Here is a 25,104-nt window from a genome sequence, read left to right as displayed (position 1 = left end):
GCTCAGGCGTGGGATTTGGGGTGGCGCTTGTATGGGGAGACGGTGGGGTCGCCGGGGAGCCAGTAGCGCCAGGGGAACGTGATGCTGCCTCCGGCGCCCGAGACGCCCGTGCGCGGACCGGTCTCGTACGGCGGCTGCGCACTGGGCAGCAGGAGGTCGAACGGCGGAGCGAACACGTCGGAGCCGTTCTCGGACAGCAGGATGCCTGCCGCGACGACGAAGCGCGCGGGCCCGCGTGCCAGGTCGCGCGCCGGGATGGCCCGGCCGGTCGGACCGCCGCGCCGGTGCGCAGCCAGGTCGGCGCCCTCCACGACCTCCCCCGCCCGCAGCAGCACCGCCGACGACTCCCCCTCGGGCGAGCACACGACGTTCGCGCAGACGTGCATCCCGTACGTGAAGTACGTGTACAGGTGACCGGGGCCGCCGTACATCACCGCGTTGCGCTTGGTGCGGCCGCGGAACGAGTGCGAGCCGGGGTCGACGCCGTCGCCGACGTAGGCCTCCACCTCGCTGATGCGGATCGCGACGACGCCCTCCTCCGTCTCGTGGCGGAGCACCGCGCCGAGCAGCTTCGGGGCGACCTCCAGCGCCGACGCGGTGAACACGTCGCGCCCGGGCCGGTAGAGCGTCACGCCCGGCTCAGAAGATCCGGCCGCCGGCGACGACGGTGACGATCAGGCCGACGACGATCACCGCGACCGCCACCACGACGACCAGCGGGATGAGCCAGCCCGGCCGCTTGCCGGCCATCAGCCGAGGTCCCGTCGCGTCGCGACGAGAGCGCGGGTCAGTGCGCGGACGCGCTCGGTCAGGGCGGCGAGCTGGTCGGCCACCCGGTCGGGAGCGGTCCCGCCGGCGCCCGTACGGCTCGCCACCGAGCCGTCGACGGTCAGCACCGAGCGCACCTCGGGCGTGAGCAGCGGCGAGACGGCCGCGAGCTGCTCGTCGGTCAGGTCGCTCAGCTCCAGGCCGTTGTCCTCCGCGAACTTCACCAGGCTGCCGGTGATCTCGTGGGCGTTCCGGAACGGGACGTGCTGCTTGACCAGCCACTCGGCGACATCGGTCGCGAGCGAGAAGCCCTGCGGCGCGAGCTCCGCCATCCGGTCGGTGTGGAAGCGGAGCGTGGCGACCATCCCGGCGAACGCGGGGAGGACGACCTCCAGCGTCTGCACCGAGTCGAAGACCGGCTCCTTGTCCTCCTGGAGGTCGCGGTTGTACGCCAGCGGGAGGCCCTTGAGCGTGGTCAGCAGGCCGGTCAGGTTGCCGATGAGGCGGCCGGCCTTGCCGCGGGCGAGCTCGGCGATGTCCGGGTTCTTCTTCTGCGGCATGATCGACGAGCCCGTGGAGTAGGAGTCGTCCAGTGTCACGAAGCCGAACTCGCGCGTGTTCCAGAGGATGATCTCCTCGGCGAAGCGCGACACGTCCACGCCGATCTGCGCGGCGACGAAGGCGAACTCGGCCACGACGTCGCGCGCGGCGGTTCCGTCGATCGAGTTCTCCGAGCTGGTGGCGAAGCCGAGCTCCCTGGCGACCAGCAGCGGGTCGAGCCCGAGGGTGGAGCCGGCGAGCGCGCCGGAGCCGTACGGCGAGACGTTCGCGCGCCGGTCCCAGTCCGCGAGCCGCTCCAGGTCGCGCACCAGCGGCCAGCAGTGCGCGAGCAGGTGGTGGGCGAGCAGGACGGGCTGCGCGTGCTGGAGGTGGGTGCGGCCGGGCATGATCGCGGCGGGATGCGCGTCCGCCTGCGCGGCGATCGCGTCGATGAGCGCGATCAGGCGCTCGGCGATGATGCCGGCGTGGTCGCGCAGGTAGAGCCGGACGAGCGTCGCGATCTGGTCGTTGCGGCTCCGGCCGGCGCGCAGCTTGCCGCCGAGGTCTGCGCCCGCGCGCTCGATCAGGCCGCGCTCCAGGGCGCCGTGGACGTCCTCGTCGCTCTCGGCGGCGGCGAAGGACCCGGAGATCACGTCGGCCTCCAGGACATCGAGGGCGCCGAGCATCCCGGCCAGCTCGACGTCGTCCAGATAGCCCGCCGCCGCGAGCGCGCGGGCGTGGGCGCGGGAGCCCGCGATGTCGTAGGACGCGAGCGCCCAGTCGAAGTGGGTGGACTTGCTCAGCGCGGCCAGCTCGGGCGAGGGACCGCCCGCGAAGCGCGCGCCCCAGAGCTTGCCCTCGTCGGTCTTGCCGACGCCGTCTGTGGTGTCCGCGGTCATGCCGCACCCTCCTCGTTCTTGGCAAGCAGCCACACCAGCAGCGCCTTCTGGGCGTGGAGGCGGTTCTCGGCCTCGTCCCAGACGGCCGACTGCGGCCCGTCGATCACGTCGGCCGTGACCTCCAGGCCGCGGTAGGCGGGCAGGCAGTGCAGGAACACCGCGTCGTCCGCCGCGAGCCCCATCAGCTCGGCGTTCACCGTGTAGTCGCCGAAGACGGCGATGCGCTCGGCCTTCTCGTCCTCCTTGCCCATCGACACCCAGGTGTCGGTGATGACGACGTCGGCCCCGGCCGCGGCCTCCCTGGCGTCGGTGAGGACGGCGACCGAACCCCCGGTGCGCTCGGCGATGGCGGCCGCGTCCGCGACCACGTCGGCGTCCGGCGCGTACGCCGCGGGAGCCGCGACGCGGACGTGCATGCCCGCGGTCGCGCCGCCGAGCAGGTAGGAGTGCGCCATGTTGCTGGCGCCGTCCCCGAAGAAGGCGAGCGTCAGCCCCTCGGTGCGGCCCTTGCGCTCGCGGACCGTCTGCAGGTCGGCGAGGATCTGGCAGGGGTGGAACTCGTCCGAGAGCGCGTTGACGACCGGCACGGTCGTGCCCTCGGCCAGCTCCTCCAGCCCGGCCTGCGCGAACGTGCGCCAGACGATCGCGGCGACCATCCGCTCCAGCACGCGCGCGGTGTCGGCCAGCGACTCCTTGCCGCCGAGCTGGCTCTCGCCGCTCTGGATGATCAGCGGGCTGCCGCCGAGGTCGGCGATGCCGGCCGCGAACGAGACGCGCGTGCGGGTCGAGGTCTTGTCGAAGATGACGGCGACGGTCTGCGGGCCGGCGAGCGGCTTCGCGGAGAAGCGATCGGCCTTGAGGCGGTCGGCCAGGTCGAGCACCTCGGCCTGCTCGGCCGGGCTCAGGTCGTCGTCGCGGAGGAAATGACGTGTCATCGGGAGTCCTTGGTCTGCATCGGAGCGGGGTCTTCGTCAGGAGGTGGGAGGGTCAGGAGGCGTGCACGTCGGCGAGTGCGCGGCCGAACCGCTCGCGGAACTCCGCCAGCTCGGCGTTGCCCACGATCAGCGGCGGCGCGAGGCGGATGCTCGACTCGTTCGGCGCGTTGATGATGAGGCCGTTGGCGAGCGCCGCGTCGGAGAGCCTGTGCCCCTCGCCATCGGTGAGGCCGACGCCGATCAGGAGGCCGGCGCCGCGGATGTCGCCGATCAGCGGCGAGTCGTACGAGCGCAGGACGGCGCGCAGCTCCTCCCCGCGCCGGGCGGCGTTGCCGACCAGGTCGGCGCGCTCGATCTCGCCGATCACCGCGTTGCCCGCCGCCGTCGCGAGCGGGTTGCCGCCGAAGGTCGAGCCGTGCTGGCCCTGGCTGAACAGCTCGGACGCCCGGCCGAAGGTGATCAGTGCGCCGATCGGCACTCCCCCGGCGATGCCCTTCGCGACGGTGATCGCGTCGGGCAGGATGTCGGCGTGCTGGTAGGCGAACCAGCGACCCGTCCGGCCGATGCCGGTCTGGATCTCGTCGATGATCAGCAGTGCGCCGTGCTGCTCGGTGAGCTCCCTGGCGCGCTGCAGGAAGCCCTCCGGGAGGTCGAGCACGCCCGCCTCGCCCTTGATCGGCTCAACGAAGAGCGCGGCGACACGGTCGTCGATCGCGGCCTCCAGCGCCTGGATGGTCGAGTCGATGTGCTCGACGCCGCCGGGAAGCGGCTCGAAGGCCTCGCGCATCGGCGGCTTGCCGGTGAGCGCGAGCGAGCCCATCGTGCGGCCGTGGAAGGCGTTGTGGAGGGCGAGCACGCGCGTGCGCCGCCCGTGCGGCCCCTTGTTGAGCCGCGCCAGCTTGAACGCGGCCTCGTTGGCCTCCGCCCCCGAGTTGCCGAACAGGATGCGGCCCTGGTCGCCCGCGCCGGTGATCGCGCGCAGGCGCTCGGCGAGCTCCAGCTGCGGCGGCGTGGAGAAATAGTTGGAGACGTGCGCGAGCGTCGCCACCTGGCTGCTCACGGCCTCGACCAGCGCCGGATGCGCGTGGCCCAGCGAGTTGACGGCGATCCCGGCCAGGAAGTCGAGGTACTCGTTGCCGTCGACGTCCCAGACCCGGCAGCCTTCGCCGCGGACGAGCATGACCTTGGGCGTCGCCAGCGTGCGCATCATGGCGTCGCCGAAGCGGGGCTTCCAGCGCCCCCGGGTGTTCGCGTCCGTGCTGTGTGGGAGCTGCGCGGTCATGCCGGCACCACCTCCGTTCCGATTCCGGACTGCGTGAACACTTCGAGCAGGATCGAGTGCGCCACCCGTCCGTCGATGATCGCGGCCTTGGGGACGCCGCCGTCCACCGCGTCCAGACAGGCCGACATCTTGGGGATCATGCCCGACTCCAGGGCCGGGAGCAGCTCGCGCAGCTCCGGCGCCGCGATCTTGGACAGCAGCGAGTCGCGGTTCGGCCAGTCGCTGTAGAGACCGGCGACGTCGGTCAGGATGACGAGCTTGGCCGCGCCGAGCGCCACCGCGAGCGCGGCCGCCGCGGCGTCGGCGTTGACGTTGAGCGCCTGGCCCGGGTCGTCGATGTCCGGCGCGATCGAGGAGACCACCGGGATGCGGCCTGCGTCGAGCTGGGCGAGCACGCCCTCCGGGTTCACGCCGATGACGTCGCCGACCAGGCCGAGGTCCACCTTGTCGCCCTCGACCACGGCTCCGCGCTTGCGGCCCTGGAAGAGCCCGGCGTCCTCCCCGGAAAGTCCGGCGGCGAGCGGGCCGTGCTTGTTGATGTTGCTCACGATGTCGCGGTTGATCTGACCGGTCAGCACCATGCGCACGACGTCCATCGCCTCGGGAGTCGTCACGCGGTAGCCGCCGCGGAACTCGCTCTCGATGCCGAGCCGGTCGAGCATCGCCGAGATCTGCGGTCCGCCGCCATGGACGACCACCGGGCGGAGGCCCGCGTAGCGCAGGTAGACGATGTCCTCGGCGAAGGTGCGCTGGAGGTCCTCGTTCACCATCGCGTTGCCGCCGAACTTCACCACGATGATGCGGTCGTGGAAGGTCTTCAGCCACGGCAGCGACTCGATGAGGGTCGCGGCCTTGTCCGCCGCGGCGGCGCGCTCGGCGGCCAGCGCGGTGTCGTTGTCGTCGGTCTCTGTCGTCATCTCAGCTCGAGTAGGCACTGTTCTCGTGGACGTAGTCGTGGGTCAGGTCGTTGGTGAGGATGGCCGCCGTCTCGTCGCCCGCGTGGAGGTCGATGAGCACGTGCACGGCGCGCGGCGTCAGGTCGACGAGGTCGCGCGGCCGGTCCGGCTCCCCCGCCGTGCACACCTGCACGCCGTTGATCGCGACATCGATCCCGTACGGGTCGAAAGCGGCGTCGGTGGTGCCGACCGCGGCGAGCACCCGGCCCCAGTTGGGGTCGTTGCCGAAGATGGCCGCCTTGAACAGGTTGGACCGCGACACCGCACGGCCGACCGTCACGGCGTCGTCCTCCGTGCGGGCGTTCACGACCTCGATCGTCACGTCGTGGGATGCCCCCTCGGCGTCCTCCTGGAGCTGCTTCGCCAGGCTGCGGCACACCTCGGTGAGCGCGAGCGTGAACTCCGCCGGGTCGGGCGCGACGCCGCTCGCGCCGGAGCCCAGCAGCGCGACGGTGTCGTTGGTCGACATGCAGCCGTCCGAGTCCAGGCGGTCGAAGGTGACCCTGGTCGCGGCGCGGAGGGCGGTGCCGAGCTGCGTGGAGTCGAGCACGGCGTCGGTGGTGATGACGACGAGCATCGTCGCGAGGCCCGGCGCGAGCATCCCCGCGCCCTTGGCCATCCCGCCCACCGCCCAGCCGGCCGGGGAGACCTGCTCGGCCTGCTTCGGCCGGGTGTCGGTGGTCATGATCGCCTCGGCGGCGCCGAGCCCGGAGTCGCCCGCGAGCGCGGTGGCCGCCTGCGCGACCCCCGCGATCAGCTTGCCGAGGTCGAGCTGGTCGCCGATCAGGCCGGTCGAGCAGACCAGCACGTCGCCGGCGGAGACGCCGAGCGCGGCGCCCACGGCCTCCGCCGTCGCGTGGGTGGTCTGGAAGCCCTGCGAGCCGGTGTAGCAGTTGGCCCCGCCGGAGTTGAGGACGATGGCCGAGACCACGCCGTCGGCGATGACCTGCTCGCTCCAGAGGACGGGGTTCGCCTTGCAGCGGTTGGTGGTGAAGACCGCGGCGGCCGCGGTGAGCGGTCCACGGTTCTGGACGAGCGCGAGGTCGCGCTTGCCGCTCGACTTGAGGCCGGCGACGACGCCGGCCGCCGAGAAGCCCTTGGCAGTGGTGACGCTCATGGCGCGACTCCGTTCACACTCAGACCGGCGGTCTCGGGGAGCCCGAGAGCGATGTTCGCGGACTGGATCGCCGCGCCGGCCGTTCCCTTGTACAGATTGTCGATGGCGAGGACGGTGACGACCCGGCCCGCCGCCTGGTCGAGGGCGACCCCGATCAGCACGGTGTTCGAGCCCAGCACGTCCGCGGTGCGCGGCACGGTTCCCGCGGGGAGGACGTGCACGAACGGCTCGTCCGCGTAGGCGGCCTCCCAGACCTCCTGCACGTGGGCGGCGGTCACCCCCGGCTTCACCCGGGCGGTGGAGGTCGCCAGGATGCCCCGCGACATCGGCACGAGCACCGGGGTGAACGAGAGGGTCGGGCTGACGGCCCCGGCCTTGCGGAGATTCTGCTGGATCTCCGGGATGTGCCGGTGGGTGCCGCCGACCGCGTACGGGTTGGCCGAGCCGAGGATCTCGCTGGCCAGGTACATCGTCTTCAGCGACTTCCCGGCGCCGGAGGGCCCGACGGCGAGGACGCTGACGAGGTCCTCCTCGTCGATCACGCCGGCGTGGATGCCGGGCGCGAGGGCCAGCGAGACGGCGCTGGCGTTGCAGCCGGGTGCGGCGATGCGGGTCGCGCCGGCGAGGTTCGCGCGCTGCTTGGCGCCGTCCGCCCCGACGATGAGCTCGGGGACGCCGTACGCCCAGGAGCCGTAGTACTCGCCGCCGTAGAACGCCGCCCAGTCGGCCGGGTCGTCCAGCCGGTGGTCGGCGCCGGCGTCGACCACGAGGGTGTCCTCCGGGAGGTCGGCGGCCACCTCCCCCGAGCGGCCGTGCGGCAGCGCGAGGAAAACGACGTCGTGACCGGCGAGGTTCTGCTTCGTGTTCTCCGTGAGGGTGAGGTGGGCGAGCGAGCGCAGGTGCGGCTGGTGCGCGGCGAGCGGGTGACCGGCGTTGTTGTGCGCGGTCACGGTGCGGATCTCGAAGTCGGGATGGTCGGCGAGGATGCGCAGCACCTCGCCACCCGCGTACCCGGAGGCACCGGCGACGGCAACCGAGAAAGTCATGCTTGTTCCTTGATGGGGTGGACGACAGGGGGCCGAGGATCCGGCGACGCCCCTGTCCGACCGCGAAGGGTCGCCCGAGCGCCGCCTAGATTCGGCGGTCGCGCAGGCGTCGGCGCATCGAGGGGGCACCGACAGTAAGCATGCAGCAACCCTACCGCCCTGGTCGGGTCGGTCGCCAAATCGCCCTCGTCACACACCGCGACATTCGTCACGAATGTCGACTCTCGCCGGGCGAAAGGCGACATTCGTGACGAATGTGCAGGGGCTACTCGCGGATGTGGGCGCCGAAGAGCTCGTCGGCGCGGGCCGCGCCCGCGAGCTTCGCCTCGCTGGCCTCGGCCGCGGTGAGCGTGCGGTCGTCCGCGCGGAACCGCAGCGCGAAGGTGAGGCTCTTGTGGGCGGCCGGGAGGCCGGCTCCGCGATAGTCGTCGACCAGGCGGATGTCCTCCAGGAGCGCGCCCGCGCCCTCCCGGACGGCGGCCAGCAGCTCGCCGGCCGAGACCTCGTCGCGCACGACGAGCGACAGATCCTGCGTCGCGGCGGGGAACCCGGCGATCACGCCCGCGACGATGTCGGCGGGCGCCACGGCGATGAGCGCGTCCAGGTCGAGCTCGTAGACGGCGACGACGCGCGGGAGGTCGAGGTCCTCCGCGATCGCGGGCAGCAGCTCCCCGGCGTAGCCGACGACGACGCGCGCGCCGTCCGCGGCGTGCGCGACGAGCTGCGCCGTGCGTCCGGGGTGGAACGCCTGGTGGCGGCTCTGCACCGGCTCCACCCGCACGCCCACAGCGGTCGCGGTCTGCTGGATGGCCGTGAGCGCGTCGGCGAGACCCGCCGCGACGGGAGTCTGGCCCGGCTGCTTCTCCACCGGGCTGCCGACGATCAGACCGGCCAGGTGGCGCGGCTGGGCGGGGATGCCCGCGTTCAGGCCGGCCAGCACGTCGTCGCCGGGGAGGGCGGCGCCGAGCGGCAGCTCCTCGCTGCCGAGCACGCCTCCGCCGGGCAGGAACACCGTACCGAGCTCGTAGACGCGCAGGTCGACCAGGCCGCGCGCGAGGTTGCGCTTGGCCACGTCGATCAGGCCGGGGAGCAGGGACGTGCGCAGGTACGGGGCGGTCGCGTCGAGCGCGTTCGCCAGGCGCACAGCGGGCACCGAACCGGCCTCGGGCGAGCCGAACAGGTCGTTCTGCGCCTCCGAGACGAACGGGAAGGCGAGCACCTCGGTCGCGCCGTTGTCGGCGAGCATCTGGGCGACGGCGCGGCGCAGCTTCTGGGCGCGCGACAGGCCGCGTCCGGGAGGCGCGACGGGCAGCACGGACGGAATGCGGTCGAACCCGACGATGCGGGCGACCTCCTCGGCCAGGTCGGACTTGTCGCGCAGGTCGGGACGCCAGCTCGGCGGCACGACCAGCAGGCCGGAGGCCTCGCCGGTGACGGTGCCGCCGATCTCTGCGAGCGCGCCGCGCACCTCGTCGTCGGTGAACTCGACGCCGATCAGGTTCGGGATGTAGTCGCTCGGCAGACGGATCGGCTCGGCCTCCCCCGCCGTGTCGAGCAGCGAGCCGAGCTCGTCGGCGTGGCCGCCGGCGAGCTGCTCCAGGAGCTGCACGACGCGCGCGGCAGCCGCGACGGCGACCCGCGGGTCCACGCCGCGCTCGAAGCGCTTTGACGCCTCGCTCGGCAGCTTGTGCCGGCGGGCGGTGCGGGCGATCGACACCGGGTCGAAGTTGGCGGCCTCCACGAGCACGTTGCTGGTGTCCGCGCCGATCTCGGTGGACGCGCCGCCCATCACGCCGGCCAGGCCGATCGCGCCGGACTCGTCGGTGATGAGGAGGTCCTCGGCGTCGAGGGCGCGGGTCTGGTCATCGAGCGTCACGAGCGTCTCGCCCGGGTGCGCGCGACGCACCACGATGCCGCCGGACAGCTTGTCCAGGTCGTAGCCGTGGATGGGCTGGCCGAGCTCGAGCATCACGTAGTTGGTGATGTCCACGATGAGCGAGATGGAGCGGATGCCGGCGAGCTTCAGGCGCGCCACCATCCACGGCGGGGTCGGCCGGCTGCCGTCGACGTCGCGGACCACCCGCGTCACGAACACGGTCGCTCCGACGCGCCCGCGGATGGGCGCGCGGTCGTCGATCGTCACGCTGAACCCGTGCGCGTGAGCGCCTGTCGAGTGAACGCGCACCGCATCGGCCGGGTCGCGGAAGGCCGCGCCGGTGGCGTGCGAGTACTCGCGCGCGATGCCCCGGATCGAGAACGCGTAGCCGCGGTCGGGGGTGACGTTGACCTCCACGGCGGTGTCGTCCAGGCCGAGCAGCGAGATCGCGTCGGCGCCGACCGCCGGGTCGAGGCCCAGCGTCGACAGCCGGAGGATGCCCTCGTGGTCGTCGCCGAGGCCGAGCTCGCGTGCGGAGGCGATCATGCCGTCCGACACGTGGCCGTAGGTCTTGCGCGCGGCGATCGGGAACGGGCCGGGCAGCACGGAGCCCGGCAGCGTCACGACGACCTTGTCGCCGACGAAGAAGTTGCGGGCGCCGCAGACGATGCCGTGGACAGCCTCGCCGCCGTCGGCGGCCTTCTGGCCTTCCGGCGCGACACGCACCTGGCACCAGCGGATGGTCTTTCCGTTGCTCTGCGGCTCCTCCACGAAGTCCAGCACCTGGCCGACGACCACGGGGCCGTTGATCTCGAAGGTGTGGATGTCCTCCTCCTCGAGCCCGACGGACACGAGGGCGGCGTGGACCTCCTCGGCCGTGGTGCCCGGCTCGAGGTCGACGTACTCGCCGAGCCAACTCAGGGGGACGCGCATCAGACCACCATTCCGAACTGCTGGGAGAACCGGACATCGCCCTCGGCCATGTCGCGCATGTCTTTGACGTCGTTGCGGAACATCAGCGCCCGCTCGACGCCCATCCCGAACGCGAACCCGGAGTAGACCTCCGGGTCGATGCCCGCCGAGCGCAGCACGTTCGGGTTCACCATGCCGCAGCCGCCCCACTCGATCCAGCGCGCGCCGCCCTTGAAGGTCGGGTGCCAGAGATCGAGCTCGGCGCTCGGCTCGGTGAACGGAAAGTAGTTGGGGCGGAGGCGCACGCGCGCGCCCTCGCCGAAGAGCGTCTTGGCGAAGTGGTCGAGCGTGCCGCGCAGGTGCGCCATCGTCAGGCCCTTGTCGACGGCGATGCCCTCGGTCTGGGTGAAGACCGGGAGGTGCGTCGCGTCGAACTCGTCGGTGCGGAACACCCGGCCCGGCGCGATGCGGTAGACCGGCAGCTCGTTGCCGAGGAGGGCGCGGAGCTGCACCGGGGAGGTGTGCGTGCGCAGCACCAGGTGCGCGTTCGTCGGCTCGACGAAGAAGGTGTCCTGCATCGCGCGCGCCGGGTGGTCGGCGTCGAAGTTGAGGGCGTCGAAGTTGTACCACTCGCTCTCCAGCTCCGGGCCCTCCGCGAGCTCCCAGCCCATGCCGATGAAGATGTCGGCGATGCGCTCCTGGAGGAGGCTCAGCGGGTGCCGGGCGCCCGGCGTCCAGCGGGTCGGGAGGGCGGTGACGTCCACGGCCTCGGCGGCGAGCCGGGCGGCGTCCTCCTCGGCCGCGATCGCGGCCTCCTTCGCAGCGAACGCCTGGTTCACGCGGGCGCGCGCGCCACCGACGAGCTTGCCGGCCGCGGCCTTCTGGTCGCCGGGGAGCGAGCGGATGGCGGCGTTCAGCCGCGCGAGCGGGGAGCTCTCGGCGGTGTGGTCGTGGCGGACGGCCTTCAGCGCGTCCGAGGTGCCGGCGGCGTCGATCGCGGCGAGCGCCGCGGAGACGGCCGCGTCGACGGATTCCTCGGTGATTTCTGTGGTTTCGGACACGGTTACAAAGTCTAGTCGGCCGGGATGAAGCGTTACTCCGCCGAGTAGACCAGGTAGGCGGCCTCCCACAGCCGGTCGGGAGCCGGGACGGTCAGCCCCGCGAGCAGGAGTGTCAGCTGGTCGATCAGCTGGTGCCAGCCCGCCGCGAAGTCGGGCGCCGAGCGCAACCGCCCGGCGCCGAAGATGTCCTCTACTCCGTCTTGCTCAAGGGACAGCAGGGTGCCGTCGCCTTTCTCCGTCAGCCGGATGCTCACCGCGGCGTCGCCCCAGGTGAAGCGCAGGTGCGCGCGGTCCTGGAGGTCGAGCACCTCCAGCTCCTGGACGGCGCCCTCGATGTTCTCGTCGCCGAGCCGCATCACGTCGCCGACGCGCAGGCGGCGCTCACGCACCGGATCGTCGGGCCACTCCACAACCGGCCACAGCCAGCGGCCCACACGGTCGGGCAGGGTGAGCGCGTCCCACACGTCGTCCAGAGGCGCGTCGAGCAGCCGTCGCAGCGAGACCGCCGAACGGTCGCCCTCGCGCGTCATCGTCGCCCTCACGAGCGCCGCCTCCTCGCTGCGGTACTCGTCCAGCGCGGCGTCGAACGCGGCCGGGTCGGCGGCCTCGCCGAGGTAGCCGTCCTGCTCCTGCGGCGACGCCTCCGCGCCGAGCTCACGCGCCAGGTGGGTGAGGACGTCCTGCCAGCCCGCCCCGTACACGGAGGCGGTGACCGCCTGCACGCGCCGGTGGGTGAGCGTGAGGAGGACGCGGCCCTCCCCCACTGGCCGGATGACGGCCTCCAGCTCGGTCGACGCCTCCACCTGGCCGGCGCCGCTGAAGCGCCAGGCCACCAGGAGGCGCCGCTCCGGATCGCAGGACAGCACGCGGCCGTCCACCACGGCGTCCGCGTCGGAACCGCCCATCGCGAGGCGGAAGCCGTCTGCGGTCTCCTCGTAGCGCCCGATCCAGCGGGCGAGCCGGTCGGGCTCGGTGAGCGCGGCCCAGAGCTCGGCCGCGGCCGCCGGGTACTCTCGTTCGACCGTCACCGAGCGGCGCGGGCCGTCGAGGGCGAGCTCTCCCCAGAGGGTCATGAGGCGGCCTTCCCGGTGTGGTGGTCGACGCTGCGTCTGCTGCCGCGCACGAGCTCGGTGCCGAGCGCGTCCAGGCGCTGCTCCCAGAAAGCTGTCAACACGTCGAACCAGGCCGCGGCCTCTTCCAGTCCGGCCGGCTCCAGGGCATAGACGCGCCGCTGGCCGTCCACCCGGGAGGCCACGACCCCGGACTCCCGCAGCACCCGCAGGTGACGAGAGGCCGCCGGCTGCGTGATCCCGAACTCGTCGGCGGCGAGCGTCGCGAGCTCACCGGCCGTGCGCTCACCGCGCGCGAGCAGCTCCACGAAGCGCCGCCGCACGGGGTCGCCCACCGCCTCCAGACCGTCCATGCGGCACAATCTATCAAGCTTGCGTTATATAACGCAAGGCTTATCGATCACTCGGAGCGCTGTGCGAAAGCGGACTCGTAGAGGCACACCGACGCCGCCGTCGCGAGGTTCATCGACTCGGCCTTGCCGTAGATCGGCACGGTCACCACCCGGTCCACCAGCCCCAGGAGGTCGTCGGCGAGCCCGTGGGCCTCGTTGCCGAACACCCACGCGGTCGGCCGGGCGAGCTGGCCCTCCTGGCGAGCGGCGAGGAGGTCCTCCCCCTTGATGTCCGCGGCGAGGACCTGCAGGCCGGCGCTGTGCGCGCGCCCGACGACGTCCGCGAGGTCGGCGCCGACCGCGACAGGGACGTGGAACAGCGACCCCGTCGTGGAGCGGACCACCTTGGGGTTGTAGAGGTCGACGGTGCGGCCGGTCAGCACGACGGCGTCGGCGCCGGCGGAGTCGGCGGCGCGGATGATCGTGCCCGCGTTGCCGGGGTCGCGCACCTCCTCCAGGATCGCCACCAGCCGCGGTTCGTCGGCGAAGATGTCGCGGACGGAGGTCGGGAACTGCCGGCACACGGCGACGAAGCCTTGCGGAGTGACGGTGTCGGCCATCGTGTCGAGGACGTGCTCGGTGACGAACTCGACGTCGACGCCGGCCTCCACCGCGGTCTGCGCGATGTCCTGGTAACGCTCAAGCGCGGTCGGAGTCGCGTACAGCTCGACGACCAGCTCGGGGCGGTAGGTGAGTGCCTCGGAGACGGCCTGTGGACCTTCGAGGAGGAAGAGCCCGGTCTCGGCACGGGCGGGACGCTTCGCCAGCTTCGCAACGGCGCGGACGCGCGGAGAGCGCGGGTTGTCAAGCATGCGCACAGCCTATCGGCGTGCTGCGCCTCACCGCAGTCACCGCCGAGGGGCACGTTGTTGTCACTTTTCGGGCCGAGAAGTGACAACGACGTGCCCCTCGCGGGTTCGCGGGGACGCAGAACGGCCCGGTCGACGCGAGGTCGGCCGGGCCGTTCGTACGGGGTGCGCTGCTTACGCGGCGGCCTTCGGGGCCGAGGTGTCGGCCGGGAGGGCCTTCTTCGCGGTCTCGACGAGCGCGGCGAAGGTCGCGGGCTCGTTCACGGCCAGCTCGGCGAGGATGCGGCGGTCGACCTCGACGCCCGCCAGGCCCAGGCCCTGGATGAGGCGGTTGTAGGTGAGGCCGTTCGCGCGGCTCGCCGCGTTGATCCGCTGGATCCAGAGGCGGCGGAAGTCGCCCTTCTTCTGGCGGCGGTCACGGTACGCGTAGACGAGCGAGTGGGTGACCTGCTCCTTCGCCTTGCGGTAGAGGCGCGACCGCTGACCGCGGTAGCCCTCGGCGCGCTCGAGGATGACCCGACGCTTCTTGTGGGCGTTGACAGCCCTCTTCACTCTTGCCATTAGTCGATTTTCCTTACGTGCGTGTCGGGGAGGAGCTCTACTTGCCGATCATCCGGCGGATGACCTTGGCATCCACCACGGGGACGACCTGGTCCTGGTTCAGCCGGCGGGTGCGGCGGCTGGACTTGAGCTCCAGGTTGTGGCGCATACCGGCCTGCTGCTTCATGACCTTGCCGCTGCCGGTGATCTTGAAGCGCTTCTTGGCGCCGGAGTGGGACTTCTGCTTGGGCATTACTTCTCCTCGTTCGTCGCCTGGGCGGGCGAACTCTCTTCGGACTGAGCAGCGTCGGCTGACTCAGCAACCGCGTCCTGGTCGCGCCCCTGGGCGCGCGCCTTGGAAGCGGCACGTTGTGCGTTGGCCTCGGCCTTGGCCTCGGACTTGTTCTTGAGCGGGCTGATGATCATCACCATGTTGCGGCCGTCGATGGTCGGGTTGGACTCGACCTGGCCGAGCTCGGCGACGTCCTCCGCGAAGCGCTGCAGGAGGCGGACGCCCTGCTCCGGACGCGACTGCTCACGACCGCGGAACAGGATCATGGCCTTGACCTTGTCGCCGGCCTTCAGGAAGCCTTCGGCGCGCTTGCGCTTGGTCTCGTAGTCGTGCTTGTCGATCTTGAGGCGGAACCGCACCTCTTTGAGGATGGTGTTCGCCTGGTTGCGCCGGGCCTCCTTGGCCTTCTGCGCAGCCTCGTACTTGAACTTGCCGTAGTCCATGATCTTCGCGACCGGCGGCTTGGAATTGGGCGCGACCTCGACCAGGTCGAGATCCGCCTCCTGCGCGAGTCGGATGGCGACCTCGATCTTGACGACGCCGACCTGCTCTCCGCTGGGGCCGACGAGTCGAACTTCGGGGACGCGGATACGGTCATTCGTACGGGGTTCGCTGATGTCAGTCTCCTCTGATGAGCGATGCTTCGAGTGCTCGGCCGTCGCGGGGACGGTTCGGAGAAAGTGAGGATTCCACGCACCAGCGCAGCCCCACGACAACGTCGCGGGGCTGGTGCAGCACCCTGGCTACCTCCGTGCTGACGCACGTCGGCGGAGTGCAACGACCCGGTAACCTGTAAAGCGGTCAAGCGCGGGTGGGAGGAATCTCCACTTTCGTCCCGAGGCAGATGCCCCGGAGCCCGAACGATTCTAACAGAGGAAAGCAGTGAGCGACACATCCCCCATCCAAGACGGTCATCTGCACGAGGACGAGGCCCTCGCCGACGCCACGCGCGACATCGCCGAGGTCCCCGCGGTGGAGGTCATCACGACCACCGCCGTGCACCTGATGAGCGCCGCCGCGGTGAAGGTCGGGCTGGCGGACGACCCGGAGCACCAGACCGACCTGGACGAGGCCCGCAAGCTGATCGACGCCCTCGCCGGCCTGGTGACGGCGAGCGCCGCGCACCTCGGCGACCAGCACGCGCGCAGCCTGCGCGACGGCCTCCGCTCGCTGCAGCTGGCGTTCCGCGAGGCGTCGCCGTTCCCGGACGAGATCGGGAAGGGGCCCGGCGAGAAGTACACCGGCCCGGTGAACTGATGGACGCCGCCGCCGTGCACGCGCTGGCTCTGGGCCTCCCGGAGGTCGAGGAGTACGAGCACGGCGGCCTCCCGGCGTTCCGCGTCCGCGGCCAGCGGTTCGCCACGATGCTGGACCCGGAGACCCTGACGGTCAACCTGATGCTCGGCGAGGCCGGCATCCGGGAGGCCGCGGCCGCCTGGCCGGAGCACTGCTCCGAGCAGTGGTACGCAGGCCGGCTGTCCTCCGCGCACGTCGACTTCTCCGACATCGAGCCGGGCCTGCTGCGCGAGCTGGTCACCGACGCGTGGCGCAACCGGGCCCCGGTGTCCCTCCGCCGCCTCCTGGACTGACGCGCGCCGCGACGCCAACGGAGGAGATCCCCCTCCCGAACGCCGCCAATGCCTGCCAACGGAGGACATCCCGCCCCATCCCGCCGCGACTCCTCCGCTACCAACCGCCGGCGCACTGCCAACGGAGGAGTTTCGGGGCGGAGGCGGGCCGAAGTCCTCCGGAGGCCGACATGGCGCGGCGTGGTGCGCCTGGAGTCCTCCGTTGGCTGCTCAGGCTGCGTCGGCCGCGGTGCGGGCGCGGTGGCCGGTGTGGCCGAGGGACGCGACCGCGATCGTGATCGCGGCCGAGAGCAGGACGCCCAGCGACACGTGCACGAGCAAAGCGAGCGCGCCCGCAGCCGCCCCCGCGGTGATCAACAGCACGGCAAGAGCGCGCCGCACCCAGAGCGAGCCGTTCCCGCCGGCGAGGCGGCTGTCGGCGGCGAGGCCGGTCAGCGTGGAGGTCACGACCACGGTGGTGACGTCGGCCACCTTGACGCGGCGGGCGAGCGCGGCCTGCATCCCCATCGCGAAGCCCAGCGCCGAGGTGGCGATGGTGCCCACGAGCTCCGGGTCGAGGTGCAGCGCGAACGCCAGCAGCACGGCGATGGCGGTCAGCAGGCCGGCGATCACCCACAGCGTCGCCGTCACCCGTCCTGACCAGCCGTCGTCGCGGCGCACGAGCCTGCTGCCGACCACGGCGCCCGCGAGGAACGCGCCCAGAGCCAGCAGCGGCCGGAGGATGGGGAGGTTCGTGGTCCCGGTCAGCGCCATCCCGAGCAGCACGACGTTGCCGGTCATGTTGCCGGTGAAGACCCGGTCGAGGCCGAGGTAGCCGGTGGCGTCGACGACGCCGGTCGAGAACGTGAGGGCGAGCATGAGGGCGAGGTGCAGCCGATCGGCGTCGGCGCGGCCCAGGCGGTGAGTGACGGACACGGAGGTCCACCCTATTCGAGACGGTTCGCGCAGGCGGCGGTGCAGGATGGAGTCCATGACGTTCACGCCTCCCCCCGCCGTCACCTCCCGCCCGACCCTGACCGGCACGTTCGGCATGTCCGCCTCGACGCACTGGCTGGCGACGGCGAGCGCACAGGCCGTCCTGGAGCGCGGCGGCAACGCGTTCGACGCCGCGGTCGCCGGCGCGTTCGTGCTGCACGTCGTGGAGCCGCACCTCAACGGGCCGGGCGGCGACCTGGTCGCGCTGTTCGCCACGGCGGAGGACCCGACCCCGGTCGTGCTCGCCGGACAGGGTCCCGCGCCGATGGGCGCGACGCGCGAGCACTACCTGGCCGAGGGGCTGGAGCTCGTCCCCGGCGCCGGCGCCCTCGCGGCGGCGGTTCCCGGCGCGGTCGACGCCTGGCTGCTGCTGCTGAAGGACCACGGCACCTGGGAGCTGGCGGACGTCCTCGCCTTCGCGATCGGCTACGCCGAGGACGGCCATCCCGTGCTGGAGCGGGTGTGCACGACGATCCGCACCGTGTCCGGGCTGTTCGCCGAGCACTGGCCCTCGTCGGCCGAGCACTGGATGCCGGGCGGGCGAGTCCCCGAGGCCGGCGAGCTGATCCGCAACCCGGCGTACGCGCGCGTCCTGCGCGGGCTGATCGCGGCCGGCGACGACGCCGCGACCCGCGAGGAGCGGGTGGAGGCCGCCCGCACCGAGTGGGCGACCGGCCTGGTCGCGCGGGAGGCGTCCGCGTTCGCGCGCATCCCGCACCGGCACTCCCCCGGCACCGACCACGCGGGCGTGATCGCGGAGTCCGACTTCGCCGGGTTCCGCGCCGCGTACGAGCCGGCGACGACGCTGGAGTTCCGCGGCCACACGATCGCGAAGACCGGCGCGTGGGGCCAGGGCCCCGCCCTGCTGGAGACGCTGGCCATCCTCGACGGCTTCGACGACGAGCGCCTCGACCCCTCCACGGAGCTGGGCGCGCACACGATCCTGGAGGCGCAGAAGCTCGCCTACGCCGACCGCGACGCCTACTTCGGCGACGCGCGCGTGCCCGTGGCGGAGCTGCTGGCGCCCGACTACATCGCCGCGCGCCGCGCCCTGATCGGAGATCAGGCCTCCGCCGAATTCCGGCCCGGCCGCGTGGCCGGCGCCGAGCCGTTCCTCCCGCCGCTGCGCACCGCGTACGAGCCGCCGCTGGCGGAGGCCATCGCCGGCGTCGGCGAGCCGACCGTCGCGCGCGACGGGACCACCCGCGGCGACACCTGCCACATCGACGTCGTCGACCGCTCGGGCAACATCGTCTCGGCGACGCCGTCCGGCGGCTGGCTGCAGTCGTCGCCGACCATCCCGGCGCTCGGCTTCTGCCTCGGCACCCGCCTGCAGATGACCTGGCTGGAGGAGGGCTCGGCCGCCACTCTGCAGCCTGGGAAGCGACCGCGGACGACGCTCACCCCGACCCTGGTGCTGCGCGACGGCGTCCCGGTGACCGCGCTCGGCTCGCCCGGCGGCGACCAGCAGGACCAGTGGCAGCTGCTGTATCTGCTGCGCACGCTGGTCGGCGGCTACACGCCCCAGCAGGCGATCGACGCGCCCGCGCTGCACACCACGTCGCTGGCGGAGTCGTTCTGGCCGCGCACCTGGGTGCCGGCCGGCGCGGTCGTGGAGTCGCGGCTCGGCGAGGAGGTCATCGCCGGGCTGGAGGCGCGCGGGCACGTCGTGACACGGGCCGGCGCGTGGACGCTCGGTCGGCTGTCGTCGGTCGGGCGCGACCCGGAGACGGGCGTGCTGAGCGCGGCGGCGAACCCGCGCGGGATGCAGGGGTACGCGGCGGGGCGGTAGGCGGCTCTAGACGCTCGCCGCAGCCTCCCGCACCGCGTCCAGCGTGCGTCCGGCCTCCACACGGTCGGTGAGCCAGTTGCTGACCGAGAACCGCAGCACCGCCCTCCCGTGCCACTCGGACGGCGACGCGAGCGCGACGCCGCCCTGCCGCAGCGCTTCCCCCACCCGGCGGGTGCGGTCGTCGTCGCCGAACGCGGCGCAGACCTGCGTATAGACGACGTCGTTGAGCACACGCGCGCCCGGGATGGTCGCGAGGCCCTCGGCGATCGTCGTGGCCGCGTCGGCGAGGCCCTGGACGAGGTCGGCGACACCCTCCCGGCCGAGCTGGGCCAGCGTCGCGTACACCGGCACTCCGCGTGCCCGGCGGCTGAGTTCCGGAACCCGGTCTTCGGGATCGGACGCGCCGGACATCGCCGCGAGGTAGGCCGCGTGCTGGGCCATCGAGGCGTGCAGCGCCTCCGGGTGAGCGACGATCGCGACGCCGCTGTCGTACGGGACGTTGAGCGTCTTGTGCGCGTCGGTCGCCCAGGAGTCGGCGGTCGCCATCCCGTCGGTGAGGTGACGGAGGCCCGGCGCCGCCGCGGCCCACAGCCCGAACGCGCCGTCGACGTGGACCCACGCGCCCGCCTCGTGCGCGACCTCGATGGCGTCGGCCAGCGGGTCGAACGCGCCGGAGTGGACGTTGCCCGCCTGGAGGCAGACGACCGCCGGGCCGTCGCCCTCGGCGAGCGCCTCCCGCAGCGCGTCGACACGGATCCGCCCCTGGTCGTCGGCGGCGACGGGGCGTCCCGCGCCCAGGCCGGCGAGCATCGCGGCGCTGTCGATCGAGCCGTGGCGCTCGGCGCCGACCAGCAGGCGCACCCGCGGGCCTCCGGCCAGGCCGTCCGCTCGCGCGTCCCAGCCGGCGCGCCGCAACGTCTCGTCGCGGCCGCAGATCAGGCCGACGAGGTTCGCGACGGTCGCCCCGGTGACGTAGCCGACCTCCGCCGCGGAGGGCAGGCCGAGCAGGTCGAGCATCCACTCGGCGGCGAGCTCCTCCGCCGCGATCACGCCGGGGGTGACGGCGCGCAGGGCGGTGTTCTGGTCCCACGCCGCGACCAGCCAGTCGGCGCCGAGGGCGACGGGCTGCGCGCCGCCGATCACCCAGCCGTGGAAGCGTGGCGAGTGCATCCGGATCAGTCCAGGCTCGACGGCTGCCGCGAGCTGCCGCAGCACCTCGGTGGCCGCCGGGCCGCGTTCGGGCAGCCGCCGGCCCAGCGCATCCTTCACCGCCTCGACGTCGGCGGTCGGCGGGATGGTCCCGTCGCGCACGCCGTCCAGCCATCGCCCCGCGAGCACGGCGGCTTCGCCGAGCACCGGGCGGAACGCATAGTCCACACGGGCAGGGTAGCCCTCCCGAACCGGCGTCGACAACGGAGGAGAACGGGTGCGATATGTGGGCGTACAACAGTCAGCGGAGGAGATTCGGGGTGGGGGTGGCCGGATCTCCTCCGTTAGCTGCGAGAGGCGGGGGGGGTTACCAGAGGGGTGGGCGGCGGGTGTCCCAGTGGAGGCGGCGTTCGAGCTGGGCGGCCAGGGAGAGGAGGGTGCGCTCTCCCCCTGGGCGGCCGATGAGCTGCACGCCCATCGGGAGGCCGTTCTCCGTCTGCGCGACGGGCAGGACGATCGCGGGGAGGCCGGTCACATTCAGCATCGAGGTGAACGGCGTGTAGAGCACCTGCTGCTCGAAGTTGCGTTCGCCGTCCTCCTGGTCGTACCAGCCGACCGGGCGCGGCGTGAGCGCGAGCGCCGGCGTCAGCACGGCGTCGAACGACGCGAGCTGCCGGATGAACGAGCGCTCGTACGCGGTCAGCGCGCTCAGCGCCTCGCTCAGCTCGCGGGCGAGGATGCTCCGGCCGCGCTGCACGAGCCAGGCCGTCAGCGGCTCCAGCAGGGCGAGCGCCTCCCCCTCGGCGGGGATGCGCGCGGCGCCCGCCTGCCAGATCGTCCGGAACGCAGGGGCGTAGGTCGGGTCGGGCTCCAGCGCGGTCTCCTCGACGCCGTGACCCATCGCCGCGAACGCGTCGACCGCCGTGTCGAGCGCCGACCGGGCCTCCGGCGAGACCACGATGTCGTAGGCGTCGTCCCACGCGGAGGTCGTCATCACGCCGAGCTGGAACCGCCCCTCCCCGCGGATCGCCGTGCCGAGGAAGGGTCCGTCGTCGTCGTAGGGCGCCCGCAACGCGTAGTGGTGGTCGATGCGGCCGCCGACCTTGGCGATCATCCCGTCGAGCAGCAGCGCCGCGTCCGCCGTGGTGCGCGCCAGCGGCCCGTCCACGACGAGCCCGGCGAGCGAGTCGATGCCGCTCCCCGCCGGGACCAGGCCCCGCGACGGCTTGAGCCCGACCAGCCCGCACGCGGCGGCCGGGATGCGCACCGACCCTCCGCCGTCGGAGCCGGGCGCGAACGGCAGCATCCCGCTCGCCACCGCGACGGCCGCCCCTCCGCTCGACCCGCCGGCGCCGAGCTCGGGATTCCACGGGTTGCGGGCGGGCGGCGCAGCGAGCGACTCGGTGTAGGCGGGGAGGCCGAACTCAGGCGCGTTGGTCTTGCCCAGGCTCACAGCGCCCGCGGCGTCCAGGGTCTCCACGATCTCGTCGGAGCGATCGGGGACGAAGCCCGCCATCACCCGCGATCCGAAGCCCGTCGGCACGCCCGCGCGCATCCAGAGGTCTTTGTCTCCGGACGGCAGGCCCCACAGCGGCGCCGTCTTCGGCACCCGCTCCGCGACCTCGTCGGCCCGCTGCAGCGCGCGCTCGCGGGTGACGGTGACGAACGCGCCGAGCTGCGGGTTCAGCCACTCAATGCGGTCGAGGTAGTGGGAGGCCAGCTCCCGCGGCGACACCCGTCCCGCCTGCAGTTCCTGCCACAACGCCAGCGCCGTCATCTCATGGAGTTCCACGGGGACCACGCTATTCCCTTGACAAAATGCGTGCATTGTTGCTTACTTAGTTACATGACTAATGAACCCATGAGGTTCGGATGATCGAAGAAGGCAAGCCGATCTTCGTCCAGATCGCCGAGCAGATCGAGAACGACATCATCGAGGGCGTCTACCCGCCCGAGACGCAGGTGCCGTCCACGAACGAGTTCGCGGCCTTCTACCGGATCAACCCGGCCACGGCCGGCAAAGGCGTCAACCTCCTCGTCGACGAGGGGGTCCTCTACAAGAAGCGAGGCATCGGCATGTTCGTCTCCGACGGCGCGCGCGAACGGCTCGTCGCCAAACGGCGCGACGCCTTCCGCGACGAATACCTCCGGCCCCTGCTCGCCGAGGCGGCGAAGCTCGGGATCGGCCCCGACCAGCTCAGCCAGATGATCCAGAAGGAAGGAGTCAGCGCATGAGCACGGCCCCCGCCCCGACCTCCATCGCCCCGGCGGTGCAGGTGTCGGGAGTGACCAAGCGGTTCGGATCGTTCACGGCGATCGACGACGTGTCCCTCACCATCAAGCCCGGCCGCATCCACGGCCTCCTCGGGCGCAACGGCGCAGGCAAGACCACGCTGATGCAGCTCATCACCGGCCAGGACTTCGTCACCAGCGGCGACATCCGGGTGTTCGGCGAGAAGCCGACCGAGAACGCGCGCGTCCTCCAGAACATCTGCTTCATCAAGGAGAGCCAGCGGTACCCCGAGGACTTCCAGCCCAAGCACGTGCTCCGCAGCGCGCCCTGGTTCTTCGAGAACTGGGACGCGGACTTCGCCGACCGGCTCGTGGACGAGTTCCGGCTCCCGCTCAACCGGCGGATCAAGAAGCTCTCCCGCGGCCAGCTCTCGGCCGTCGGCGTCATCGTCGGCCTGGCCTCCCGGGCCCCGCTGACCTTCTTCGACGAGCCGTATCTGGGCCTGGATGCAGTCGCCCGGCAGCTGTTCTACGACCGGCTGCTGGAGGACTTCGCCGAGCACCCGCGGACGGTGGTGCTCTCCACGCACCTGATCGACGAGGTCGCCAACCTCCTGGAGCACGTCGTCGTCATCGACCAGGGCCGCATCCTGATGGACGACGACGCGGAGGCCCTGCGCACGTCGGCCACCACGGTCGTCGGCCCGCGCACCGCGGTCGACGCCTTCGTCGGCGGCCGCGAGGTGCTGCACCGCGACGGCCTCGGCGGCCTGGCCTCCGTGACCGTCTCCGGGCTCGGCGCCGCCGAACGCGCCGAGGCCGCCTCCGCGGGACTCGAGCTCGCGCCGGTGTCCCTCCAGCAACTCATCGTCCGCAAGACCAACGTCCGTGAGACAGAATTCGAGCAGAGCGCATGACCACCCTGAACCCCGGCACAGCAGCGCTGCGCACCTCCCCCGGCGCCGGCGCCCGCATCTGGCGCGTCGTCCGGCTCAACCTGGTGAACAAGTGGACCACGATCTACGTGCCGGTGATGATCATGTCTTTCATCTGGCTGGTCAACTGGCTGATCTGGTGGATCATCTGGGGCGCCACCTCCCCGGCCGACCGTGCCACGGCGATGGACGGCACCCAGTGGAGCGGCGGAGCGTTCTACATCTTCGTCTACATGCTGGTCGTGGGCATCCAGGTCATCTCCGCGACCTTCCCGTTCGCCCTCGGCTACAGCGTCACCCGCCGCGACTTCTCGCTCGGGTCGGGACTGACCTTCCTGCTGCTCTCGGCCGGATACGCGCTCGGCTTCGCGGTGCTGTCGGTGGTCGAGGAGTGGACGAACGGCTGGGGACTCGGCGGCCACCTGTTCACGTCGGTCTACTTCGCGGGCGAGTCGTTCGCCGGCCGGCTGTTCATCGTGTTCAGCGGGATGCTGTTCTTCTTCGCGATCGGGGCCTTCTCGGCCGCGCTGTTCATGCGCTGGCGGCTGTACGGGGTGCTCGCCGTGATCGCCGGCCTGGTGCTGGTGCTCGTCGGCGGGGCCGCTCTGATCACGTTCACCGGGAGCTGGGCAGCGGTCGGGACGTGGTTCGTCGCCAACGGGCCGGTCGGGGTCACGGCGTGGCTGCTCCTCCCGACAGCGCTGTTCGCGCTGGCCGGGTTCGCGGTGCTCCTAAGAGCGACTCCGCGGAGCTGACGGGCGAGCTGCCCCCACGACTTGACCCGAGACATACGACGCCGATATCTTTGACCGCATGCGGCATCTGCAATATCGCCATATGGCATCTGCCGCGTAAGCCAGAGTATTGTCACGTCCACAAGGGGGCTTGTATGGGTCAGATCAGCGTCACACCGGAAGAACTGAAGCAGCAGGCTCAGGTCTACACGCGCTCGAAGGAAGAGATCGAGCAGGCGATCCAGAAGGTGAACCAGATGAACTCGACCATCGCCGAGCAGTGGAAGGGCCAGGCGTTCCAGGCGTACCTCGAGCAGTACAACCAGTTGCACGGGAGCGTGAAGAAGTTCGAGGAGCTGCTGGTGAACATCAACGAGCAGCTCAACAAGTACGCCGACACCATCGCCGAGCGTGACGCGCAGGATGCGCAGAGCTTCGGTTTCTAGTCCCCTTCCCACCGAAACAGACGATGTGCGGGCGCGGTCGCGTCTCCCCGTGCGCATCGCGTGCGCGCTCGCTGTCGGGTTGACGGTGGGCGGCGCCGCAGCCTCGCACGCCGTCGGGAAGACCGACGACGATGCCGGGCAATTGGAGCTGAACGCCGATGTCCTGGTCAACGAGTCCGTCAGCGCCGGTTCCTCCGGCGACTTCGCCGTCCGCGGCAGGCTCTTCTCCGAGGAGCTCTCCGCCCGCGCTCACGAGCGACGCGAGGCTCGTGCCGAACGGCTGAATGTCGTCGGCGACCTGACCTTCGAGCCGCAGGCGGCCGTCGCCGATGAGTATCAGCCGGTGCGAGCCGCACTGTTCGACGGCTACTCCTCCGAGGTGCTCGCGCAGACTCGCGAGGCCCGCGAAGAGTCTCCGTTGCTCGCGGTCCTGTTGCTGACGGCCGGCATGCCGGTCGTGGCGATGGCCGGCGTATCGCTCGGGAGACTCCGGGCGAGAAGAAAGGGAGCCTCTCCATGATCGAGATCACCCTGACCTTCCTGGACAAGCAGATCGATCTGCTCGTACCCGGCGAGGTCACCTTCGACCGACTGCAGCGATTGATCGGGGAGGCGTTCGCCGCGAGAGGCCAGGCGTTGCCGGAGGGTTTCTCGCTCGCACTCGAAGGCAAGGACCTCGCGGTGAGCCGGTACGACGTCATCGGGTCATTCGGTATCGGCAACGGCGATCGCCTGCAGATTACGACGAAGAGTTGAG

At 71.8% G+C, this 25,104-nt stretch carries 27 protein-coding genes; 9 read left to right on the top strand and 18 right to left on the bottom strand.

The window, feature by feature from the left end:
• Positions 1 to 2: 2 nt before the first annotated feature.
• The 15 genes from ABH923_RS17565 to infC form a co-directional block, all read right to left on the bottom strand.
• Positions 3 to 632 carry a DNA-3-methyladenine glycosylase gene (locus tag ABH923_RS17565; protein ID WP_370056679.1) on the bottom strand — a complete coding sequence of 210 codons (630 nt, stop codon included), beginning with the start codon at positions 630 to 632 and terminating at the stop codon, positions 3 to 5.
• Positions 633 to 749: 117 nt separating this feature from the next.
• Positions 750 to 2,207 carry an argininosuccinate lyase gene (argH, locus tag ABH923_RS17560; RefSeq protein ID WP_370056678.1) on the bottom strand — a complete coding sequence of 486 codons (1,458 nt, stop codon included), beginning with the start codon at positions 2,205 to 2,207 and terminating at the stop codon, positions 750 to 752.
• Positions 2,204 to 3,142 (bottom strand): ornithine carbamoyltransferase, encoded by a 939-nt coding sequence (gene argF, locus ABH923_RS17555; protein ID WP_370056677.1) that lies wholly within the window; start codon positions 3,140 to 3,142, stop codon positions 2,204 to 2,206. The genes argH and argF overlap by 4 nt, the downstream gene beginning before the upstream one ends.
• A 52-nt stretch (positions 3,143 to 3,194) precedes the next feature.
• Positions 3,195 to 4,424, bottom strand: a complete 1,230-nt coding sequence (locus ABH923_RS17550; protein WP_370056676.1) for an acetylornithine transaminase — start codon at positions 4,422 to 4,424, stop codon at positions 3,195 to 3,197.
• Positions 4,421 to 5,341, bottom strand: a complete 921-nt coding sequence (gene argB / locus ABH923_RS17545; protein WP_370056675.1) for an acetylglutamate kinase — start codon at positions 5,339 to 5,341, stop codon at positions 4,421 to 4,423. The genes ABH923_RS17550 and argB overlap by 4 nt, the downstream gene beginning before the upstream one ends.
• 1 nt (position 5,342) lies before the next feature.
• Positions 5,343 to 6,497, bottom strand: a complete 1,155-nt coding sequence (gene argJ, locus ABH923_RS17540; RefSeq protein WP_370056674.1) for a bifunctional glutamate N-acetyltransferase/amino-acid acetyltransferase ArgJ — start codon at positions 6,495 to 6,497, stop codon at positions 5,343 to 5,345.
• A complete protein-coding gene (gene argC / locus ABH923_RS17535; RefSeq protein ID WP_370056673.1) occupies positions 6,494 to 7,543 on the bottom strand; it encodes an N-acetyl-gamma-glutamyl-phosphate reductase in 1,050 nt (349 codons plus the stop codon). Before argC ends, argJ begins: the two co-directional genes overlap by 4 nt.
• A gap of 265 nt (positions 7,544 to 7,808) precedes the next feature.
• Positions 7,809 to 10,352: a phenylalanine--tRNA ligase subunit beta gene (gene pheT / locus ABH923_RS17530; protein WP_370056672.1), complete on the bottom strand. Its 2,544-nt coding sequence runs from the start codon at positions 10,350 to 10,352 to the stop codon at positions 7,809 to 7,811.
• Positions 10,352 to 11,392 (bottom strand): phenylalanine--tRNA ligase subunit alpha, encoded by a 1,041-nt coding sequence (gene pheS, locus ABH923_RS17525; RefSeq protein ID WP_370056671.1) that lies wholly within the window; start codon positions 11,390 to 11,392, stop codon positions 10,352 to 10,354. The genes pheT and pheS overlap by 1 nt, the downstream gene beginning before the upstream one ends.
• A gap of 32 nt (positions 11,393 to 11,424) precedes the next feature.
• Entirely contained in the window at positions 11,425 to 12,465 is a 1,041-nt protein-coding gene (locus ABH923_RS17520) for an SRPBCC domain-containing protein (protein ID WP_370056670.1), read from the bottom strand.
• Entirely contained in the window at positions 12,462 to 12,815 is a 354-nt protein-coding gene (locus ABH923_RS17515; protein ID WP_370056669.1) for an ArsR/SmtB family transcription factor, read from the bottom strand. Before ABH923_RS17515 ends, ABH923_RS17520 begins: the two co-directional genes overlap by 4 nt.
• 47 nt (positions 12,816 to 12,862) lie before the next feature.
• Positions 12,863 to 13,666, bottom strand: coding sequence for a TrmH family RNA methyltransferase (locus ABH923_RS17510; protein ID WP_370056668.1), 804 nt, complete (start codon positions 13,664 to 13,666; stop codon positions 12,863 to 12,865).
• Between the two features lie 171 nt (positions 13,667 to 13,837).
• The gene (rplT, locus tag ABH923_RS17505; RefSeq protein ID WP_345836654.1) at positions 13,838 to 14,224 is read right to left on the bottom strand and encodes a 50S ribosomal protein L20; all 387 of its coding nucleotides are present in this window, start codon (positions 14,222 to 14,224) and stop codon (positions 13,838 to 13,840) included.
• A gap of 37 nt (positions 14,225 to 14,261) precedes the next feature.
• Positions 14,262 to 14,456: a 50S ribosomal protein L35 gene (rpmI, locus tag ABH923_RS17500; protein ID WP_370056667.1), complete on the bottom strand. Its 195-nt coding sequence runs from the start codon at positions 14,454 to 14,456 to the stop codon at positions 14,262 to 14,264.
• Positions 14,456 to 15,112, bottom strand: a complete 657-nt coding sequence (gene infC, locus ABH923_RS17495) for a translation initiation factor IF-3 (protein WP_370057388.1) — start codon at positions 15,110 to 15,112, stop codon at positions 14,456 to 14,458. Before infC ends, rpmI begins: the two co-directional genes overlap by 1 nt.
• 265 nt (positions 15,113 to 15,377) lie before the next feature.
• Here infC and ABH923_RS17490 point away from each other — a divergent pair, with 265 nt between their 5' ends.
• Complete coding sequence (locus ABH923_RS17490; RefSeq protein ID WP_370056666.1) at positions 15,378 to 15,752, top strand: DUF1844 domain-containing protein; 375 nt, start codon at positions 15,378 to 15,380, stop codon at positions 15,750 to 15,752.
• Positions 15,752 to 16,084 carry a hypothetical protein gene (locus ABH923_RS17485; protein WP_370056665.1) on the top strand — a complete coding sequence of 111 codons (333 nt, stop codon included), beginning with the start codon at positions 15,752 to 15,754 and terminating at the stop codon, positions 16,082 to 16,084. Before ABH923_RS17490 ends, ABH923_RS17485 begins: the two co-directional genes overlap by 1 nt.
• A 210-nt stretch (positions 16,085 to 16,294) precedes the next feature.
• Here the strand turns inward: ABH923_RS17485 and ABH923_RS17480 are convergent, their stop codons facing one another.
• On the bottom strand, positions 16,295 to 16,999 hold the full coding sequence (locus ABH923_RS17480) for a YoaK family protein (protein WP_370056664.1): 705 nt from the start codon (positions 16,997 to 16,999) through the stop codon (positions 16,295 to 16,297).
• Positions 17,000 to 17,054: 55 nt separating this feature from the next.
• Between ABH923_RS17480 and ABH923_RS17475 the strand changes: the two genes are divergently transcribed.
• Positions 17,055 to 18,851, top strand: coding sequence for a gamma-glutamyltransferase family protein (locus ABH923_RS17475; RefSeq protein WP_370056663.1), 1,797 nt, complete (start codon positions 17,055 to 17,057; stop codon positions 18,849 to 18,851).
• A 6-nt stretch (positions 18,852 to 18,857) separates the two neighbouring features.
• Here ABH923_RS17475 and ABH923_RS17470 read toward each other — a convergent pair whose 3' ends face one another.
• Entirely contained in the window at positions 18,858 to 20,228 is a 1,371-nt protein-coding gene (locus ABH923_RS17470) for an aspartate aminotransferase family protein (protein ID WP_370056662.1), read from the bottom strand.
• 139 nt (positions 20,229 to 20,367) lie between these two features.
• Positions 20,368 to 21,828, bottom strand: coding sequence for an amidase (locus ABH923_RS17465; RefSeq protein ID WP_370056661.1), 1,461 nt, complete (start codon positions 21,826 to 21,828; stop codon positions 20,368 to 20,370).
• Between the two features lie 44 nt (positions 21,829 to 21,872).
• Between ABH923_RS17465 and ABH923_RS17460 the strand changes: the two genes are divergently transcribed.
• The 6 genes from ABH923_RS17460 to ABH923_RS17435 all read left to right on the top strand — a co-directional run bounded on the left by ABH923_RS17460 (position 21,873) and on the right by ABH923_RS17435 (position 25,103).
• Positions 21,873 to 22,235 (top strand): GntR family transcriptional regulator, encoded by a 363-nt coding sequence (locus ABH923_RS17460; protein ID WP_370056660.1) that lies wholly within the window; start codon positions 21,873 to 21,875, stop codon positions 22,233 to 22,235.
• The gene (locus ABH923_RS17455) at positions 22,232 to 23,149 is read left to right on the top strand and encodes an ABC transporter ATP-binding protein (RefSeq protein ID WP_370056659.1); all 918 of its coding nucleotides are present in this window, start codon (positions 22,232 to 22,234) and stop codon (positions 23,147 to 23,149) included. The genes ABH923_RS17460 and ABH923_RS17455 overlap by 4 nt, the downstream gene beginning before the upstream one ends.
• Positions 23,146 to 23,922, top strand: coding sequence for a hypothetical protein (locus ABH923_RS17450; protein WP_370056658.1), 777 nt, complete (start codon positions 23,146 to 23,148; stop codon positions 23,920 to 23,922). Before ABH923_RS17455 ends, ABH923_RS17450 begins: the two co-directional genes overlap by 4 nt.
• Before the next feature lie 134 nt (positions 23,923 to 24,056).
• Positions 24,057 to 24,347 (top strand): WXG100 family type VII secretion target, encoded by a 291-nt coding sequence (locus tag ABH923_RS17445; protein WP_370056657.1) that lies wholly within the window; start codon positions 24,057 to 24,059, stop codon positions 24,345 to 24,347.
• 85 nt (positions 24,348 to 24,432) lie between these two features.
• Positions 24,433 to 24,867, top strand: coding sequence for a hypothetical protein (locus ABH923_RS17440; RefSeq protein ID WP_370056656.1), 435 nt, complete (start codon positions 24,433 to 24,435; stop codon positions 24,865 to 24,867).
• Entirely contained in the window at positions 24,864 to 25,103 is a 240-nt protein-coding gene (locus tag ABH923_RS17435; RefSeq protein ID WP_370056655.1) for an EsaB/YukD family protein, read from the top strand. The genes ABH923_RS17440 and ABH923_RS17435 overlap by 4 nt, the downstream gene beginning before the upstream one ends.
• Position 25,104 lies beyond the last annotated feature (1 nt).

The organism is Leifsonia sp. EB41 (assembly GCF_041262565.1).
Taxonomy (GTDB): domain Bacteria; phylum Actinomycetota; class Actinomycetes; order Actinomycetales; family Microbacteriaceae; genus Leifsonia.
Note: the sequence above shows the minus strand (reverse complement) of the source record. Positions and strands in the feature narration are given on the sequence as shown.